Origin of the sequence: Micromonospora sp. DT63, from assembly GCF_049841615.1 — a bacterium.
In the GTDB taxonomy this organism is placed as follows: Bacteria; Actinomycetota; Actinomycetes; order Mycobacteriales; family Micromonosporaceae; genus Micromonospora.
The window spans coordinates 338,776-354,231 of record NZ_JBNCKQ010000001.1 but is presented as its reverse complement, the minus strand read 5'-3'; the positions used below and the strand labels follow the sequence as shown (position 1 = coordinate 354,231).

Below are 15,456 nucleotides of genomic sequence, written 5' to 3'. Positions count from 1 at the left end.
GTCGCTGTCACCGTCGTTCACGGGAGGCACGAGATGCTGGACGGATGTGTGAGCTGGCCGCGGGAGCTGGCCGAGCGCTACCGCGCGCAGGGCTACTGGCGCGGCGAATCCCTCGCTGACCTGGGCCGGGAGTGGGCACGGACCGACCCGGAGCGCGCCGCGCTGGTCACCGACGGGCAGCGGCTCAGCTACGGCGACCTCGACCGCCGGGCCGACCGGATGGCCGCCGGGCTGCGCGCCCACGGCATCGGCCGGCACGACCGGGTGGTGGTCCAACTGCCCAACAGCGTCGAGTTCGTGGTGCTGTGCCTGGCCCTGTTCCGCCTGGGCGCGCTGCCCGTGCTGGCCCTGCCGGCGCACCGGCGCGCGGAGATCGGCCACCTGTGCGCCCACACCGAGGCGGTCGCGTACGTGACGGTCGACCAGGTCCAGGGCTACGACCTGCGCAAGCTCGCGGCCGACGTACGGGCCGAGACGCCGTCGCTGCGGGAGGTGTTCGTCGTCGGGGACCCCGGCGAGTTCACCGCCCTGTCCGACGTGGACGCCGATCCGGTGCCGCTGAGCGCCCCGGACCCGTCGGAGGTCGCGTTCTTCCTGCTCTCCGGGGGCTCGACCGGACTGCCGAAGCTGATCCCCCGCACCCACGACGACTACGCGTACCAGCTGCGGGCGACCGCCGCGGCGATGGGTTTCGGGCCGGACGGGGTGTACCTCGCCGCGCTGCCGGTCGCCCACAACGCGGCGCTCGGCTGCCCCGGCGTCCTCGGTGCGCTGCGGGTCGGCGCCACCGCCGTGCTGGCCGGCAGTCCCAGCCCGGACGAGGCGTTCCGGCTGATCGCCCGCGAGCGGGTCACCCTGACCACGCTGATGCCGCCCTTTCTGCCGCTGTGGGCCGACCTCGCGCCGGTGCTCGGCGCCGACCTGAACGGCCTGGTGGTCGAGGTCGGTGGCGCCAACCTCAGCCCGGCGGTCGCCGAGCGGGTGACCCGGGAGCTGGGGATCCGGCTGGCGCACTTCTTCGGCATGGCCGAGGGCCCGATCTGCTGCACCCGCCCGGACGACCCGCCGGAGCTGGCCGCGCACACCCAGGGGCGGCCCCTGTCGGCCGCGGACGAGTTCCAGGTGGTCGACGACACCGGCCGGCAGGTCGCGGCCGGCGAGGTCGGTGAGTTGATCGTGCGCGGCCCGACCACCCTGCGCGGCTACTACCGGGTGCCGGAGTACAACGCGCACACCTTCACCCCGGACGGCTTCCTACGCACCGGTGACCTGGTCCGCTGGACCCCGACGGGTGAGCTGGTCGTGGTCGGCCGGATCAAGGAGGTCGTCAACCGGGGCGGCGAGAAGGTGCCGGCCGGCGAGGTCGAGGAGCACCTGCTCGCCCACCCGGCGGTCCGCGAGGTCGCCGTGCTCGCCGTCCCCGACCGGGTCCTGGGCGAGAAGACCTGCGCGGTGGTGGTGCCCCGCGCCGACGCCCCCACCCTGGGTCAGCTGCGGGACTTCCTCACCGGGCGGGGGCTGGCCGCGTACAAGCTGCCGGACCGGTTGGAGCTGCGCACGGCGCTGCCGCACACCCCGGTGGGCAAGGTGGACAAGCGGGCGCTCGGCGCCGAACTGGCGGGCTGAGCCGGCGCGGGGGACGGCGTCGCCGCCCTCCCCCGCCCCGCTTCAGCCGCTCAGGTGGTACAGCCGGTGGAACCTGTCGTCCACCGGCACGATCTGCACGTCGGCGAAGCCGGCCTCGGTGGCGAACCGGCGGACCTGCGCGGGGCGCAGGACCGTGCCGCTGGCCGTCGAGTCGGGTCCGGCCAGCCCGGCCGGCAGGCAGTGCAGCACGCTTGTGGCGTACTGGAAACGCTCGATCTCGTCGCCGGGTGCGACGAACCGGTGCGCCACCTTGGCGTCGAGCACCAGCACCGCGCCGCCGTCGGCGCGCAGCCGCCGGCACGCCCGCAGCACCGACACCGGCTGACTCATCTCGTGCAGCGCGTCGAAGACGCAGACCAGGTCGTACCGGCCGGCCAGCTCCGGGTCCACGGCGTCGCGCCGGTGGAACCGCACCCGGTCGGCCACGCCGGCGGCCGCGGCGTTCGCCTGCGCGGCGGCCACCGTCGGCGCGTCCAGGTCGTAGCCGTCGACCTCGGCCAGGGGGTACGCGCCGGCCAGCGCGATCGCCGCCCAGCCCGCGCCGCAGCCGATGTCGGCGATCCGGCCCGGCGCGGCGGCGAGCCGCTGGTGCACCTGCGGCAGCGCCGAGGAGAGCCAGCCGGGCAGGGAGTACGTGAACAGCGCCCGGTTGGCGCCCGAGTGCCCGTGCCGCCAGTCGTCGCCGTACACCTCGTCGGGCACCCCGGCGCCGGTGCGGTACGCGTCGAGCAGCGCGGGCAACGCGCCGGCCACCCCGCCCAGCGGCAGCATGGTCAGCGACACCAGCGACAGCGGGCTGTCCGAGGCGAGCAGCACCTCGGCGTGTCCCGGCGGCAGCCGGTAGACCCGCCGCTCGGGAGCGGCCGTCACGTCGTCCACCTCGATGAACCCGGCGACGGCCTGCTGTTCCAGCCACTCGCGCGCGTACCGGCTGTCGATCCCGGTACGCGCGCACAGCTCCGCCACGTCGGCCGGACCGCGATCGAGCGCCTCGTACAGCCCCAGGCGGGCACCGAGGTAGCCGGCCAGCAGTTCCTGGGTGTGCAGCATGGCCAGGAACAGCCGCAGCGACAACGCCCGGGCCCGCTGGTCCGACTCACCAGGCGTCGGACCGCGCAGTGTCGCCGCGCCCGGTGCGTTCCCCGGGCGGCCGGTCAACTGGCCAGCTCGCCGCGCGAGCGCAGGATGTCCTTCACGTGCTCCACCACCGCGTCGATCGTGACGATCTTGCGAGCGGTCGTCTCGTCGATCGGCGGCAGCTCGAACTCGTCCTCCAGGGTGAAGGCCAACTCCAGCAGCGCGAGGGAGTGGAAGCCGAGGTCCTCGACCAGCCGCGAGTCACCCGCCCCCTCGGTCTGCTCCGGGTTGGGCGCCAGTTCGGTGACGATCGCCGTCACCGAGTCCCGCACCTCCGCCTCGGTCCGCACCTCGGCTGTCGTCGACCTGGTCGCGTCGGTCATTCCCTGCCTCCTGTCCGAACGTCCCTCAGGACGCCGTCGTCGTCTGCTCGGTCTGGTCCCGCTGACCGGCCGCTCCCGTGGTGACCACGGTGCCGGGCAGCCGGTCATCGACGAACGCCTGCCACAGCTGGCGTCGTTTGGGTTTGCCACTGGAGGTGCGGGCGATGGTGCCGCGCGGCGCGTCCACGATGACGACCTGCGCGCCCTCCGCCCGGCGGCGCAGCTCCCGCTCCGCCTGGGCCAGCCACTCCGGCTGGGCCTGCTCGAACACGGCCACGACTGTCGCGGTGCCGCCCCGGTGGCCCAGCAACGCGGCCATTCGCTGCGCCGGCACGCCGGGGCGGCAGATGGCCCATTCGAGGTCCTCGGCGAAGACCGCCCGGCCGCGTACCTTCATGCTGTCGCCGAGGCGGCCCAGCACGTGCAACTGCCCGTCGTGCAGGAACCCGGCGTCGGCGGTGCGCAGCACCCCACCGCCCAGCGCGGTCTGCGACGCCGAGTCGTCGGCGTTGACGTACCCCTGCGCGACGGACGGGCCGTGCACCTCGATCTCGCCGACCACCCCGTCCGGCAGGGGCGTGCCGGCCTCGTCCACGATCCGCACCCGCACCCCGGTCAGCGGTCGGCCGCAGCCCACCACCGGGTACGCCTCGACGCCCCCGTCGACGTCCTCGCCCGGCTCCGGGACGGCCCGTGCGCCCAGCCGTAGCCGGTCGGGGCGCAGCTCGACGGCGTGGTACAGCTCGTCGAGCGGCAGCCCGGTGACGGCCAGGGTCGCCTCCGCCAGCCCGTACGCGGGCAGCAGCGCGCGGCTGTCGAAGCCGTGCGGGCCGAGCAGCGCGCAGAAGCGGCGCAGCGCCTCGGCGTCGACGCGTTCGGCGCCGACGATGACCGCGCGCCAGGCGGAGAAGTCCAGCCCGGTCAGCGCCTCGGGGCGTACGCGGCGGGCGATGTACTCCAACCCGAAGTTCGGCATCGACGTCAGCCGCGCGCCACGCTCCCCGAAGCAGCGCAGGTAGCGCCCGGGGTTGCGGACGAACTCCTCCGGCGGCATCAGCCACAGATCGCTGGTGTTGACCACCGGTGTGACAAGGCAGCCGATGAGGCCCATGTCGTGGTGCACCGGCAGCCAGGACGCGGTCGGGTCGTCGGGGGTCATCGCCAGCCACCGTCGGATCGCCGCGACGTTGGCGGCCAGCGCGGCGTGCGGCACCTGCACGCCGCGCGCGCGGCCGCTGGAGCCGGACGTGAACTGCAGCAGCGCGAGCGGGCCGGGCGCCGCGACCGCTGCGCGGGAGCCACCGGCGGCGTCGGCCAGCTCGTCGGCGCTCAGCACGCGCCCGACCCCGGCGGCGGCGGCCAGCGGCGCGATCGCGGCGGTGAGGGTGGACGCGCACACCACGACCCGGGGCGCGGCGGCGCGCAGGAGGCCCGACACGTGCTCGCCGTAGACCGCGCGGTCCTGGAAGTTCAGCGGCGGGGCGATCGGTGAGGGCGCCGCCCCGGCGGCCATCGCGGCGAACAGCGTGGCGACGAAGTCGGGGCCGGCGGGCTCGACGATGGACACCACGTCACCGGGGACCACCCCGACCGCCCGCAGGCCGGCCAGGATCACCCGGGTCCGGTCGGCCAGCTCGGCGTACGACAGGAAGGTCCAGTCGTCCCCGCCGGCGGCGAAGTGCACGCCCCGATCCTGCCGGGGATGCTCCAGCCAGCTCAGCAGCGGCGATTCCGCGGCGGCGCGTTCGGTCATCGGCCCGTCACCTCCTCCCCAGTACGTCTATCCGAGATTGATAGCAGATACAAGGCTAAACAAGATACGAGGAAGGCGATAGAGTCCAACCGTGACCAGTACGCTTCCCCGCGTCGACGGACTGCTCCCCGCGCTCGCCGAGCGGGCGGCCGAGATTGACCGGGCGGGCCGGGTCCCCGAGGACGTTCTCGCCGAGCTGAGCGCCGTGGGCTGCCTGCGGATGCTGGTGCCTGCCGCGTACGGTGGCGCGGACCTGCCGCTGGGTGAGGCGCTGCGCGTCATCGAGCAGCTCGCCACGGCGGACGCCTCCACCGGCTGGCTGATCGGCCAGATCGGCCTGGCCCACCTGCTGTTCGCCTGCTTTCCCGAGGCCGCCCGCGACGAGATCTACGCGCACGGCCCGGACGTGCTGGGCGCCGGCGCGGTCGCGCCGAAGGGCCGGGCCGCCCCGGACGGCGCGGGCGGCTGGCGGGTCAACGGCCAGTGGCCGTTCGTGACCGGCAGCCCCCAGGCCAGCTGGATCTACCTGAACTGCATCGTGCTCGACGGCCGGACCCCCCGCACCCTGCCCAACGGGGCTCCGCTGACCCGGATGGTGCTCTTCCCCGCCGCCGAGTTGGAGCAGGTCGACACCTGGCAGGTGCTGGGCCTGCGCGGCACGGCCAGCCAGGACGTGCGGGCGGCCGGCCGGATCTGCCCCGAGCACCGCGGCTTCAGTCTGGTCGGCGACGGCGACGACGTGCGCCGCACGGTCTTTCGCATCGCCCAGGCCGGGCTGCTCATCGCCGCCGTCGACCTCGGCATCGCCCAGGGGGCCGTGCACGACGCGGCGGCACACGCCGCCGCCGGCCGCCGCCGGACGTTCAGCACCCGCTCGCTGGCGGACTCCCCGGTGTTCCACGACCGGCTGGGCGAGGCCCACGTGGCCCTGCGCGCGGCCCGGGCGCTGCTGCACCGCGAGGCGACCGGGGCCTGGGAGACCGCGCGCCGCGGCGAGGTGCTCAGCGCGCTGGACCGCGCCTGCCTGCGGGCCACCGCGACGCAGGTCACGGCCACCGCGCTCCAGGCCGTGCAGACGGCGTACGCGCTGGCCGGGGCGTCGACGGTGTTCGACTCGTCGCCGCTGCAACGGCGGCTGCGCGACATCAACACCGCTACGCAGCACTTCGTCAACAGCCGCGACAGCTACGCCACGGTCGGCGCGCTGCTGGCCGGCGCGGACGTCGACACCACGATGTTCTGACGGCGCGACAGCTGGCGACCCTGCCTTCCGCGGGTCCGAACTGGCCGTGAACTCGGCGGGTCAGCCGCGCGCCGGCGCGGGTTCGGCCGGCGCCTGCGGGTCCCGGGCCGGCACCCGGGCCGGCACGGAGGCGCCCGCGCCGAAGTAGCGCTCCCGCAGCGTCCGCTCCGCCGGGTCGTACGCGGTGCGGAACAGTCCTCGGCGCTGCAACTCCGGCACCAGCAGGTCGCAGATGTCGTCGATGCCCTGGGTCGTCGGGCACGGGATCAGGTTGAAACCGTCCACGTCGGCCACCGCGCACCACTCCTCCATCCGGTCGGCGACCTGCTCGACGGTGCCGAAGAGGGTCACCGGCGCCCCGGTGCGGGGCCGGCGGGCGGTCGCCACCAGGTAGCGCACGTCGCCGACGGTCCAGGTGCGCTCGGGTCCGAGCCGGCGCAGGAAACCGACGAAGCTCTGGCTGCCCTGCCCGGCGATCTCCGCCACCGGCGTCTCGTCCGGGTACGCCGCGAGGTCCACGTCCATCCAGCCACACCACTTGGCGAGCTGGCCCTCGCCACTCCACAGCGCCACGTACTCCTCGGCCCGCCGGCGGGCCTCGGCCCGGGTCGGCGCGATCATCACCATGCTGCCCTGCAACGCCTTGACCGAGCGCGGGTCACGGCCGTGTGCGGCCACCTCGGCGCGCAGCCGGGCCACCTGCGAGGCTCCGCTGGCCGGGTCCGCCATGGTCAGGAAGACCACCTCGGCGTGCCGGGCCGCGAAGGTCATGCCCCGCCCGGACGCCCCGGCCTGGTAGAGCACCGGGGTGCGCTGCGGCGACGGTTCGCACTGGTGCGGGCCCCGCACGGAGAACCAGCGTCCCTCGTGGCCGATCTCGCGCACCCGGTCCGGGTCGGTGAAGACGTTCGCCGCGACGTCGCGCCGGACCGCGTCGTCGTCCCAGCTCTCCTCCCACAGCCGCCGGGCCACCTCGACGTACTCGTCGGCCCGGTCGTAGCGCTCGTCGTGGTCCAGGTACGAGCCGAGCCCGTTCGCGGACGCGGACCGCAGATACGAGGTGACGATGTTCCAGGCCACCCGCCCGCCGGTGAGGTGGTCCAGCGAGCTGAACACCCGGGCGCACTCGTACGGGGCGTGGTACGTCGTCGAGTAGGTGACGGCGAGGCCCAGCCGGGAGGTGGTTGCCGCGATCGCCGGCAGCACCAGCAGCGGGTCGATCGACGGGATCTGCACCGCGTGCCGCACGGCGGCCTTCCAGGAGCCCTGGTAGACGTCGTAGGTGCCGTGCACGTCGGCGAAGAAGAGCGCGTCCAGGCAGGCGGCCTCCAGCCGGCGACCCAGCTCGACCCAGTAGCCGAGATCGCGGTAGCCGGTGGCGCTGCGGTCGGCGGGGTGCCGCCAGAACCCCTTGAACTGCGGTGACGGCGAACACTGGGTGAACAGGTTCAGATGCACGTATCAAGTGTCTCGTATGCTATCTGGTATCGCAACGCTCGACCGGATACCGTACGAACATGCCCGTGACGCCTCGCATCGACCTCGCGTCGGTCACCCGCCTCACCGAACTGGCCGACTACATCGTTCCGTTCACCATCCGGGTCATGTGTGACCTCGCGGTCGCCGACCAGCTCATCGAGGGTCCGTTGCCTGTCGACGTGCTGGCCCGGCGCGTCGGCGCCGACCCCGGCGCGTTGACCCGTGGCCTGCGCGCGCTCGCCGGCCGGGGCATCTTCACCGAGGTCACTCCCGAGGTCTTCGGGCTCACCCCACTGGCCGAGCCGCTGCGCAGCGACCACCCCTTCTCGGTACGCGAGTGCTTCCCCCTCATGCCGCCGGACATCTACTCGTGGGCGCGGCTGACGCACAGCCTGCGCACCGGCGAGACCGCGTTCGGGCACGTGCACGGCGGCACGCGCTACTACGACCACTTCGCCGAGCACCCCTACGAGTGCGTCCGGTTCGAGCGGTCGGCCGAGAGCGTCAACCCGTTCGTGCTGCGCACCGTGGCGCCGGCGCTGGACCTGGGCACGGCCCGGACCCTTGTGGACGTGGGCAGCGGGCACGGCACCTTCGTCGCCGGCCTGCTCGCCCGCCACCGGGAGCTGCGCGCGATCCTGCTCGACCTGCCGCACGTGGTGGCCGAGGCGCCGGCCGTGCTGGCCCGCGCGGGTGTCGCCGACCGGTGCGAGGTCCGCCGCGGCAGCTTCTTCGACCCGCTGCCCGAGGGCGCCGACGTGTACCTGCTCAAGACGATCATTCACGACTGGCCGGACGAGCAGGCCGCCGCGATCCTGCGTAACGTCCGCGCCGCCGCCCGGCCCGACAGCCGGCTGGTCATCGTCGAGTCGGTGAGCCGCTACGGCAACCACGACGACACCGGCAAGGTGATGGACGTCAAGGCACTCGCGCTGTTCGGCGGGCGGACCCGTACCGAGCCGGAGTTCCGCGCGCTGCTCGACGACGCCGGGTTCCGGCTGTCGCGGATCACGCCGACCTCGTCGATGTCGGTCCTGGAGGCCGTGCCTGCGGTGCCCGCGCCCGACGGAGACCGGGGCACCGTCCGGCCGGCCGTCGCGACGGCCGGCCGTCGCGACGGCCGGCCGGACGGCCTGAGGGGACCGGCGATGCCACGCCTGGACGGCCGCAACCACATCAACCTCACAGTCGTCGACCTGGAACGCAGCACCGCGTTCTACTGCTCGGTGTTCGAGATGGTGGTGGTCAACGACGTCACGCCACCCGAGTCCGGCTTCCGCTTCCGCACCCTGCTGCACACCGCGTCGTTCGCGTCGGTGGTCCTGGGCTGCGTCGAGGGCCAGGCCGAGGGTGACGTCGACGCCGACCGCTTCGACGAGCGGCGTCCGGGACTGCACCACCTGGCCTACCACGTGCCCGAGCGCGCCGACCTGGACGAGTGGGTGACCCACCTGGACGCCGTCGGCGTCGCGCACTCCGGCATCACCACCTCCAAGCACGAGGCGGGATCCCAGATCTGGCTGCGCGATCCGGACAACATCTGGCTGGAGTTCTACTGGGTGAACCGGGACTTCTTCGTCGACCGGCTCCGCCAGGTGTGGCGGCGCGACCGCCGAACGACCCGCGCCTGACCCTGCCTCCACCCCGCGATCTTGCACTTTCTGCCTCGACATCCGGGGTATTCCGCGCATATCCGCGACAGAAACTGCAAGATCGCGTGGGGGTGGAGGGCGTGGGGCCGCCCGGTCGGGCGGCCCCACGCACGTCACGCCGGCAGGTCTGCCTCGCTGCGGGCCACCACCGCGTCGCCGAGCACCAGCAGGTCGATCTCCTTGGCCCGGACGAAGGTGTCGACCGCGTCGGCTGCCGAGTTCACGATCGGGTCACCGGCCAGGTTGAACGACGTGTTGACCACCGCGGGTACGCCGGTGAGCTGCCGGAACTGCTCGATCAGCGCCCAGTAGCCGGGGTTGGTGTCGCGGTGCACGGTCTGCGGGCGGGCGGAGCCGTCCACGTGGGCCACCGCCGGAACCCGCAGCCGGGCGTCCGGGCGCAGCGACGCGGCGGCCAGCATGAACCTCGACGGTTCCCCGACCGGCCCCTCGATCAGCTCCGAGATGTGCTCGGCGAGGATGCTGGGCGCCACCGGACGCCACATCTCCCGGCCCTTGAGCACGTTGAGCCGTTCCAGGTTGCGCCGGGCTCGCGGATCGGCCAGCAGGCTGCGCGCGCCGAGCGCCCGCTGCCCGATCTCACCCCGGCCGCGCGCCCAGCCCACGATCCGGCCCCGGGCGAGTTCCCCGGCGACGCAGCGGGCCAGGTCGTCGTCGCCGAGGCGGCGGTGGGCCATGCCGGCGCGCGCGGCGGCCGCCTCGCCGGCCTCGGTGGTGATCGGCTGACCCCAGTACGCGTGGTCGAGGCGGGTGGGCGTGAACTCCCCGCACTCCCGCGCCGCTACCAGCGCCGCCCCCAGGGACACCCCCGCGTCGGTGGGCACCGGCGGGACGTAGACCCGGTCGAAGAGTCCACTGCGCACCAGCACGCCGATCATCGTGCAGTTCATCGCCACCCCACCGGCGAGCGCCAGGACCGGCGTGTCGACCCGTCGACGCAGATCCGCGGCCAGGGACAGCACCGTCTCCTCCAGCCCCTGCTGGATCGTCGCGGCGAAGTCCGCGTACGCGATGGGTTCCTCGCCGGTGCGCGGCGCGTACGGGAACAGCTTGCCGAACTCGGGTTTGAGTGACTCGGCGACGGCCGGGTAGTAGGCCATCAGCGGGCCGAGCGTCGCGGCACGTCGGGTGGGGACCTCGGCGGTGGGTGTGCCGCGGACCAGCTCGTACCCGCCGGGAACTCCACGCACCGGCGCACCGGGACCGGGCCTGCCGTAGGCGGCGAGGCCCATCAGCTTGCCGGTGCCCCAGTAGCCCAGCCCGGCCCACTCGGCGGCGGCGTTGTAGTAGAAGCCCAGCGACTGCTCCACGGGCCACTCGCGCAGGATCTCGATCTCGCCGTCGGCATACCTGCCGATCGAGGTCGACTGCGTCTCGCCGGCACCGTCGAGGACCAGGACCGCCGCCTCGTCGCAGTCGCAGCTGTACGCCGCGCTGGCCGCGTGCGCGACGTGGTGCGGCACCCAGCGGACCGCCGGCATGGTCAGGCCCTCGTCGTCGGGAAAGAGCATGGCCCGCAGCCCCTCGGTGGTGAACCGACGGTTGCGGCCCAGCGGGATGTCCCGGAAGTCCCAGCCGATGGCGACGGTGTCCACCTCCTGCGGGCTGATACCCGCCATCGCCAGGCACGCGGCGATCGCCTCGGCGGGCGGCTGGCCCACCGCGTGCTTGCGGCGGCTGACCCGCTCCTGCTCGACCAGGGCGCAGAGCGCGCCGTCGCGGACCAGCGCGGCGCTGGAGTCGTGGAAGCCGATGTTCACCCCGAGTACGTAACGCGCCGACATGGTCGGCCTCCCTTCCGATCTCTGGCGGTCAGCCGGCCTGTCGGGCCCCGTCGAGGGCGAGCACGGCACGGACGATGTTGTGGTAGCCGGTGCAGCGGCACAGGTTGCCCTTGAGGGCGTGCCGCACGTCGTGCTCGGTGAGCGGCCCCGGGTTCTCCGCAAGCAGGCTCACCACCGCGAGGACCATCCCCGGGGTGCAGAAGCCGCACTGCAGGGCGTGGTGCTCCCGGAACGCCTCCTGCACCGGGTGCAGCCGGTCGCCGTCGGCGAGCCCCTCGGCGGTACGGATGTCGGCGCCGTCGGCCTGCGCGGCCAGCAGGGTGCACGACTTGACCGACCGTCCGTCGAACAGCACGGTGCAGGCGCCGCAGGAGGAGGTGTCGCAGCCCACCGTCGCGGCGGTCAGCCCCAACTCCTCGCGCAGCAGGTGCACCAGCAGGGTGCGCGCCGGCACCCGGCGGCTCTCCGGGCGGCCGTTGACGGTGACGCTGACGGCGACGGTAGTCGTGCCGGGCCGGGCGTCGATGCTCATCGTGGTTCCTCCACCGTGGTGCCGGGATCGGTCAGGGCACGGGCCACCAGCACCCGGCTGAGGTGCCGCCGGTACGCGACCGAGGCCCGCGCGTCGTCGGGCGGGTCGCACCCCTCGTCGGCCCGCGCCGCCGCGACCGCGACACCGGCGCCCTGCGCGAGGGCCGACTCGACCCCGTACGCGCGCCGGATGGTCGGACCCATCCCGGCCAGCGCCACCCGGGAGTCGGCGACGGCGACGGCCACCAGCGACCACTCCAACGCCGGCCGGGCGAACGTCAGGTAGCGCCACCGCGCCGGGCCGGGCAGCGGCACCCGGACCTCGGTGACGAGTTCGTCGGGCCGACAGACCGTCACACCCGGCGCGACGGCCAGCTCGGCGACGGGCACCTGCCGTACGCCCGTCGCGCTGCGCAGCACCACCACGGCGTCCAGCGCGACCAGGGCCAGCGGCACGTCCGCGGCCGGGTCGGCCTGCGCCAGCGCCCCACCCACGGTGCCCAGGTGTCGCACCTGCGGGTCACCGACCGCCGCGGCCGCCACCGCCAGCAGCGGGGCGTGCCTGTCGACCAGCGGGTCATCCAGCAGCCGGTGATAGCGGGTCAGCGCGCCGACGGCCAAGTGGTCGTCGCGGTACGCCACGTACGACAGCTCGGTGACCCGGCCAAGGTCCAGCAGGGTGTCGACGCGGTCGCGGCGCAGCTTGAGCGCCGGCAGCAGCGACTGCCCGCCGGCCAGTGGCCGCAGCTGGTCGCCGTACGCCTGGCGCAGCTCCAGCGCCTCGGCGAGGTCCCGGGCGCGGTGGTAGTGCACGCTCGCCGGGATCACGGGCCGGCCGCCGACCAGGTGGGCACCGGGCTGCGGTGCGTGGCGCGCAGGATGGTGTCGATGAGCTGGTTGCGGCGTGCCAGCAGGTAGAAGTGCCCGCCGGGGAAGGTGTGCAGGGTGAACCCGCCCCGGGTGCGCGCCGCCCAGTCGCCGGCCTCGTCGGCGGTGACCTCGGGGTCGTCCGTGCCGACGCAGGCCAGCACCGGCGCGCGCAGCGGCACGGGTGGCTGCGGGCGGTACGTCTCGGCGATCCGGTAGTCGGCGCGCAGCACCGGCAGCGCGATGGCGCGTACCCCTTCGTGGTCGAGAGCCTCGCGGCCGGTGCCGCCGAGGCGGCCGGTCTCCGCCCACAGCGTGTCGTCGTCGGCGAGGTGCACGCTCGTGGCGCGCAGCCGACCCGGCCCGGGGCGACCGGACACGACAAGCGCCCGCAGCACGCTGCCGGGCCCCTCCAACCGGCGGGCCGTCTCGTACGCCACCGACGCGCCGAGGCTGTGCCCGAACAGGACCACCGGCGCGTCCGCCGGCAGGGCCCGGACCGCCTGCGCGACACCGTCGGCCAGGCTCGGCAGGTCGGCCGCGAACGGCTCGCCCGACCGGTCCATCCGGCCCGGGTACTGCACGCCGTGCACCTCGACGTCGTCGGGCACCTGCGCCGACCAGGACCTGTAGAACGCGGCGTTGCCGCCGGCGTGCGGGAAGCAGACCAGGCGCAGCCCGGGCCAGCGCAGCGGCCGGAAGCAGCGCAGCCACGTCCGCGCGACGGGGGTCACGGGCGCGCGCCGATCCGCTGCGGCGCCGCGCCGACCGGCGGGTCGACCGCCCCGGCCGCCGCGCCGGCCAGCTCGGCCACGTCGGACGCCACGAACATCTTCGGCGGTACGGAGTGCACCAGCTCGGGTGGCCCCAGCCGGGCCGTGACGTCCTGCCACAGCTGGCACAGGCTCAGGTGGTACTGGCCGTGGCGGGCCAGCTTCCTCCCGCCCAGCGCCGCGGCGTGCAGGTTGCCCAACGCGTACCCGACGCCGGCCGGCCAGACCTCCTCGAACACGCGGCGGTAGCTGGGCGCCACCGCGTCGGCCAGCGGCTGCGCGCTCGGCACGTCCAGGTGGTCCGGTTCGTCGCCGTCGCCGTCGGCGAAGTGCGGCCGGCCCACCCCCCGGTCCTGCACCTGCTGCGGGAAGTCCGGCCGGGGGCTCCACACCGTGGGCCCGTGCGTGCCGACCAGGGTCAGGTTGCCGGCCTCGGTGCCGATGGTCACCCGGTGCAGCAGGTGCGCGTAGTTGTCCGGGTCCGCCGGGTCCATCTGGTTCTGCACCCGCAGGGTCAGCGGCACACCGGCGAGCACCCCGTCGAGGCTGCGGAACGGCACGTCCACCCGGGACAGCCGGCGTACCTGCTCGGGCAGCTCGACCGCCGGGCCCAGGCCCCACGGCCGGACGCCGCCGAGGGCCTGACCGAGGATGTCCAGCAGCGCGTACGCGACCTGGAAGCCGCAGGCCGCGTCGACGTACCGGGCCGGCTGGCGGGCCAGCAACGCCCGGGCGGCGGCGAGGAACCGGCGCACCGGCGCGGTGTGCACGTAGAACGAGTTCAGGTGGTAGACGACCCCGGCCCGGCCGGCGGTGCGCAGGCACTCGACCAGCTCGTCGTGGTGCAACGGATGCTCCTGCAACACGTGCAGGCCCCGCTGCATCAGCGCCCGGGCCACCTCGCCGCCCGGCCCGCCCAGCAGGCCACCACGGATGACCACGCAGGCCAGCGTCACGTCCTCGGGCACCTGGGCGACGTCGGTCCACAGCGGCACCCCGTAGTGCCGCGCGCAGGCCACCGACCGGGCGCTGCCCCCGGCGAGGATCCCGGCCAGCTCGAACGGGAAGTCCGGCTGCCGGAACGCCTGCAGGTACACCTGGCCGAACTTGGTGCCAGCTACCAGCACTCTCGGTTTCACGCCACCCCCTCCTCGATCAGGTCGTACGACCCCAGCGGGCCGTCCTCGACGCGCAGCGACGTGACCGCCGGACTCGTGCGCAGCACGTCCACCGCCCACGCCGGGTCCACCGCCTCAGCCAGGTGGTGCACGCCCGGTGGCACGTCACCGGCGGCGACCGCCAGGGCGCCGAGGGCGACCGCCGCGCCGGTGAGCGCGTTCGCGCCAGTCCCCCGGCAGGCCAGCACGCGCGCGCCCGCCGGGCCGGCCAGCTCGACGACCAGCACCTGGTAGCGGGGCCGACCGAAGGTGTCCAGCTCGGCCGCCCGGCACAGCTCGGCGGCCGCGTCGGCGAGCTGCGCCGCCGACGCGCCGTCGCGCGCCCGGCGGGCGCCCGCGGCGAGCGCCGCCGGCAGCCGACTGCCGGCGAACGCCGACCACCAGTCGACGTCGGTGAGGCCGAGCCGGCGGGCGACCCGCTCGGTCTCGGTGCTCAGGTACGGCTGCACCAGCACCGGCTCGTCGAAGAACGGCACCGGCACATCCGCCTGGGCGGCGAGGGCGCGGCTGCGTCGCGCGCCGTCGCGCCACGCGGCCGACGGCTCGCCGTACTCGACGGTGCCGGCGGCGAGGAAGTCCAGGGCGGCGCCGGGCGTGAACCCGTCGCGACCCCCGACGTACCCGGTCATCCGCCGCGCCCCCGGCGTCAGCGCGGCCAGGTGGGCGGGCAGCAGCCCGGACAGGCCGGGCATCAGGCCGGCGGAGAGCAGCGCGACCCGGTCGGCGGCCCCGGGCAGGGCGGACACGGCCGCGTGCAGCGGGTCGTCGCCGGCCGCGTCGACGTAGCCGGCGCCGCAGCGGGCCGCCGCGCGGGCCACCGCGTCGCCGATCGAGGCCGCCGGTCCGGCGCAGTTGACGACCGTGTGGCAGCCGGCGCAGAACGCGTCCAGGCTCGCCGGGTCGGTGACGTCCACCGCCCGCACCTGGACGCGCGGGTTGTCGCCGTCGAGCCGGCCCGGGTCGCGGGCGCCGGCGCGGACGACGTCCACGCCCCAGGCCAGGAGGTGGGCCAGGGCGTGCCGGCCCACCCCGCCGGTGGCGCCCACCAGGGCGATCGTCGCGGCCACG

The 15,456-nt window shown here is 74.7% G+C and carries 13 protein-coding genes; 3 read left to right on the top strand and 10 right to left on the bottom strand.

Going from position 1 to position 15,456, the window contains the following annotated elements; translation table 11 throughout:
• The first annotated feature begins 33 nt into the window (after positions 1-33).
• Complete coding sequence (locus ACLQ27_RS01675; protein WP_357575815.1) at positions 34-1,626, top strand: (2,3-dihydroxybenzoyl)adenylate synthase; 1,593 nt, start codon at positions 34-36, stop codon at positions 1,624-1,626.
• Between the two features lie 42 nt (positions 1,627-1,668).
• Here the strand turns inward: ACLQ27_RS01675 and ACLQ27_RS01670 are convergent, their stop codons facing one another.
• Genes ACLQ27_RS01670 through ACLQ27_RS01660 form a run of 3 tightly spaced genes read right to left on the bottom strand, consistent with a single transcriptional unit; the run spans position 1,669 to position 4,860 of the window.
• Complete coding sequence (locus tag ACLQ27_RS01670; RefSeq protein ID WP_425865383.1) at positions 1,669-2,805, bottom strand: class I SAM-dependent methyltransferase; 1,137 nt, start codon at positions 2,803-2,805, stop codon at positions 1,669-1,671.
• Positions 2,802-3,107 (bottom strand): acyl carrier protein, encoded by a 306-nt coding sequence (locus ACLQ27_RS01665; protein ID WP_007460186.1) that lies wholly within the window; start codon positions 3,105-3,107, stop codon positions 2,802-2,804. The genes ACLQ27_RS01670 and ACLQ27_RS01665 overlap by 4 nt, the downstream gene beginning before the upstream one ends.
• A gap of 25 nt (positions 3,108-3,132) precedes the next feature.
• Positions 3,133-4,860 carry an AMP-binding protein gene (locus ACLQ27_RS01660; protein ID WP_425865382.1) on the bottom strand — a complete coding sequence of 576 codons (1,728 nt, stop codon included), beginning with the start codon at positions 4,858-4,860 and terminating at the stop codon, positions 3,133-3,135.
• Positions 4,861-4,951: 91 nt separating this feature from the next.
• Here ACLQ27_RS01660 and ACLQ27_RS01655 point away from each other — a divergent pair, with 91 nt between their 5' ends.
• Positions 4,952-6,103, top strand: coding sequence for an acyl-CoA dehydrogenase family protein (locus ACLQ27_RS01655; RefSeq protein ID WP_425865381.1), 1,152 nt, complete (start codon positions 4,952-4,954; stop codon positions 6,101-6,103).
• A gap of 60 nt (positions 6,104-6,163) precedes the next feature.
• Here ACLQ27_RS01655 and ACLQ27_RS01650 read toward each other — a convergent pair whose 3' ends face one another.
• Positions 6,164-7,561, bottom strand: a complete 1,398-nt coding sequence (locus ACLQ27_RS01650) for an LLM class flavin-dependent oxidoreductase (RefSeq protein WP_425865380.1) — start codon at positions 7,559-7,561, stop codon at positions 6,164-6,166.
• A 59-nt stretch (positions 7,562-7,620) separates the two neighbouring features.
• Between ACLQ27_RS01650 and ACLQ27_RS01645 the strand changes: the two genes are divergently transcribed.
• A complete protein-coding gene (locus ACLQ27_RS01645; RefSeq protein WP_425865379.1) occupies positions 7,621-9,213 on the top strand; it encodes a methyltransferase in 1,593 nt (530 codons plus the stop codon).
• 134 nt (positions 9,214-9,347) lie between these two features.
• Here ACLQ27_RS01645 and ACLQ27_RS01640 read toward each other — a convergent pair whose 3' ends face one another.
• Genes ACLQ27_RS01640 through ACLQ27_RS01615 form a run of 6 tightly spaced genes read right to left on the bottom strand, consistent with a single transcriptional unit; the run spans position 9,348 to position 15,455 of the window.
• The gene (locus tag ACLQ27_RS01640) at positions 9,348-11,039 is read right to left on the bottom strand and encodes a carbamoyltransferase family protein (protein WP_357575809.1); all 1,692 of its coding nucleotides are present in this window, start codon (positions 11,037-11,039) and stop codon (positions 9,348-9,350) included.
• Between the two features lie 28 nt (positions 11,040-11,067).
• A complete protein-coding gene (locus ACLQ27_RS01635; RefSeq protein ID WP_425865378.1) occupies positions 11,068-11,571 on the bottom strand; it encodes a (2Fe-2S)-binding protein in 504 nt (167 codons plus the stop codon).
• Positions 11,568-12,398, bottom strand: a complete 831-nt coding sequence (locus ACLQ27_RS01630) for an FAD binding domain-containing protein (RefSeq protein WP_425865377.1) — start codon at positions 12,396-12,398, stop codon at positions 11,568-11,570. Before ACLQ27_RS01630 ends, ACLQ27_RS01635 begins: the two co-directional genes overlap by 4 nt.
• Positions 12,395-13,171: a thioesterase II family protein gene (locus ACLQ27_RS01625; RefSeq protein ID WP_357490404.1), complete on the bottom strand. Its 777-nt coding sequence runs from the start codon at positions 13,169-13,171 to the stop codon at positions 12,395-12,397. Before ACLQ27_RS01625 ends, ACLQ27_RS01630 begins: the two co-directional genes overlap by 4 nt.
• The gene (locus ACLQ27_RS01620; protein ID WP_425865376.1) at positions 13,168-14,349 is read right to left on the bottom strand and encodes a Gfo/Idh/MocA family oxidoreductase; all 1,182 of its coding nucleotides are present in this window, start codon (positions 14,347-14,349) and stop codon (positions 13,168-13,170) included. The genes ACLQ27_RS01625 and ACLQ27_RS01620 overlap by 4 nt, the downstream gene beginning before the upstream one ends.
• Positions 14,346-15,455 (bottom strand): SDR family oxidoreductase, encoded by a 1,110-nt coding sequence (locus ACLQ27_RS01615; protein ID WP_425865375.1) that lies wholly within the window; start codon positions 15,453-15,455, stop codon positions 14,346-14,348. Before ACLQ27_RS01615 ends, ACLQ27_RS01620 begins: the two co-directional genes overlap by 4 nt.
• Position 15,456 lies beyond the last annotated feature (1 nt).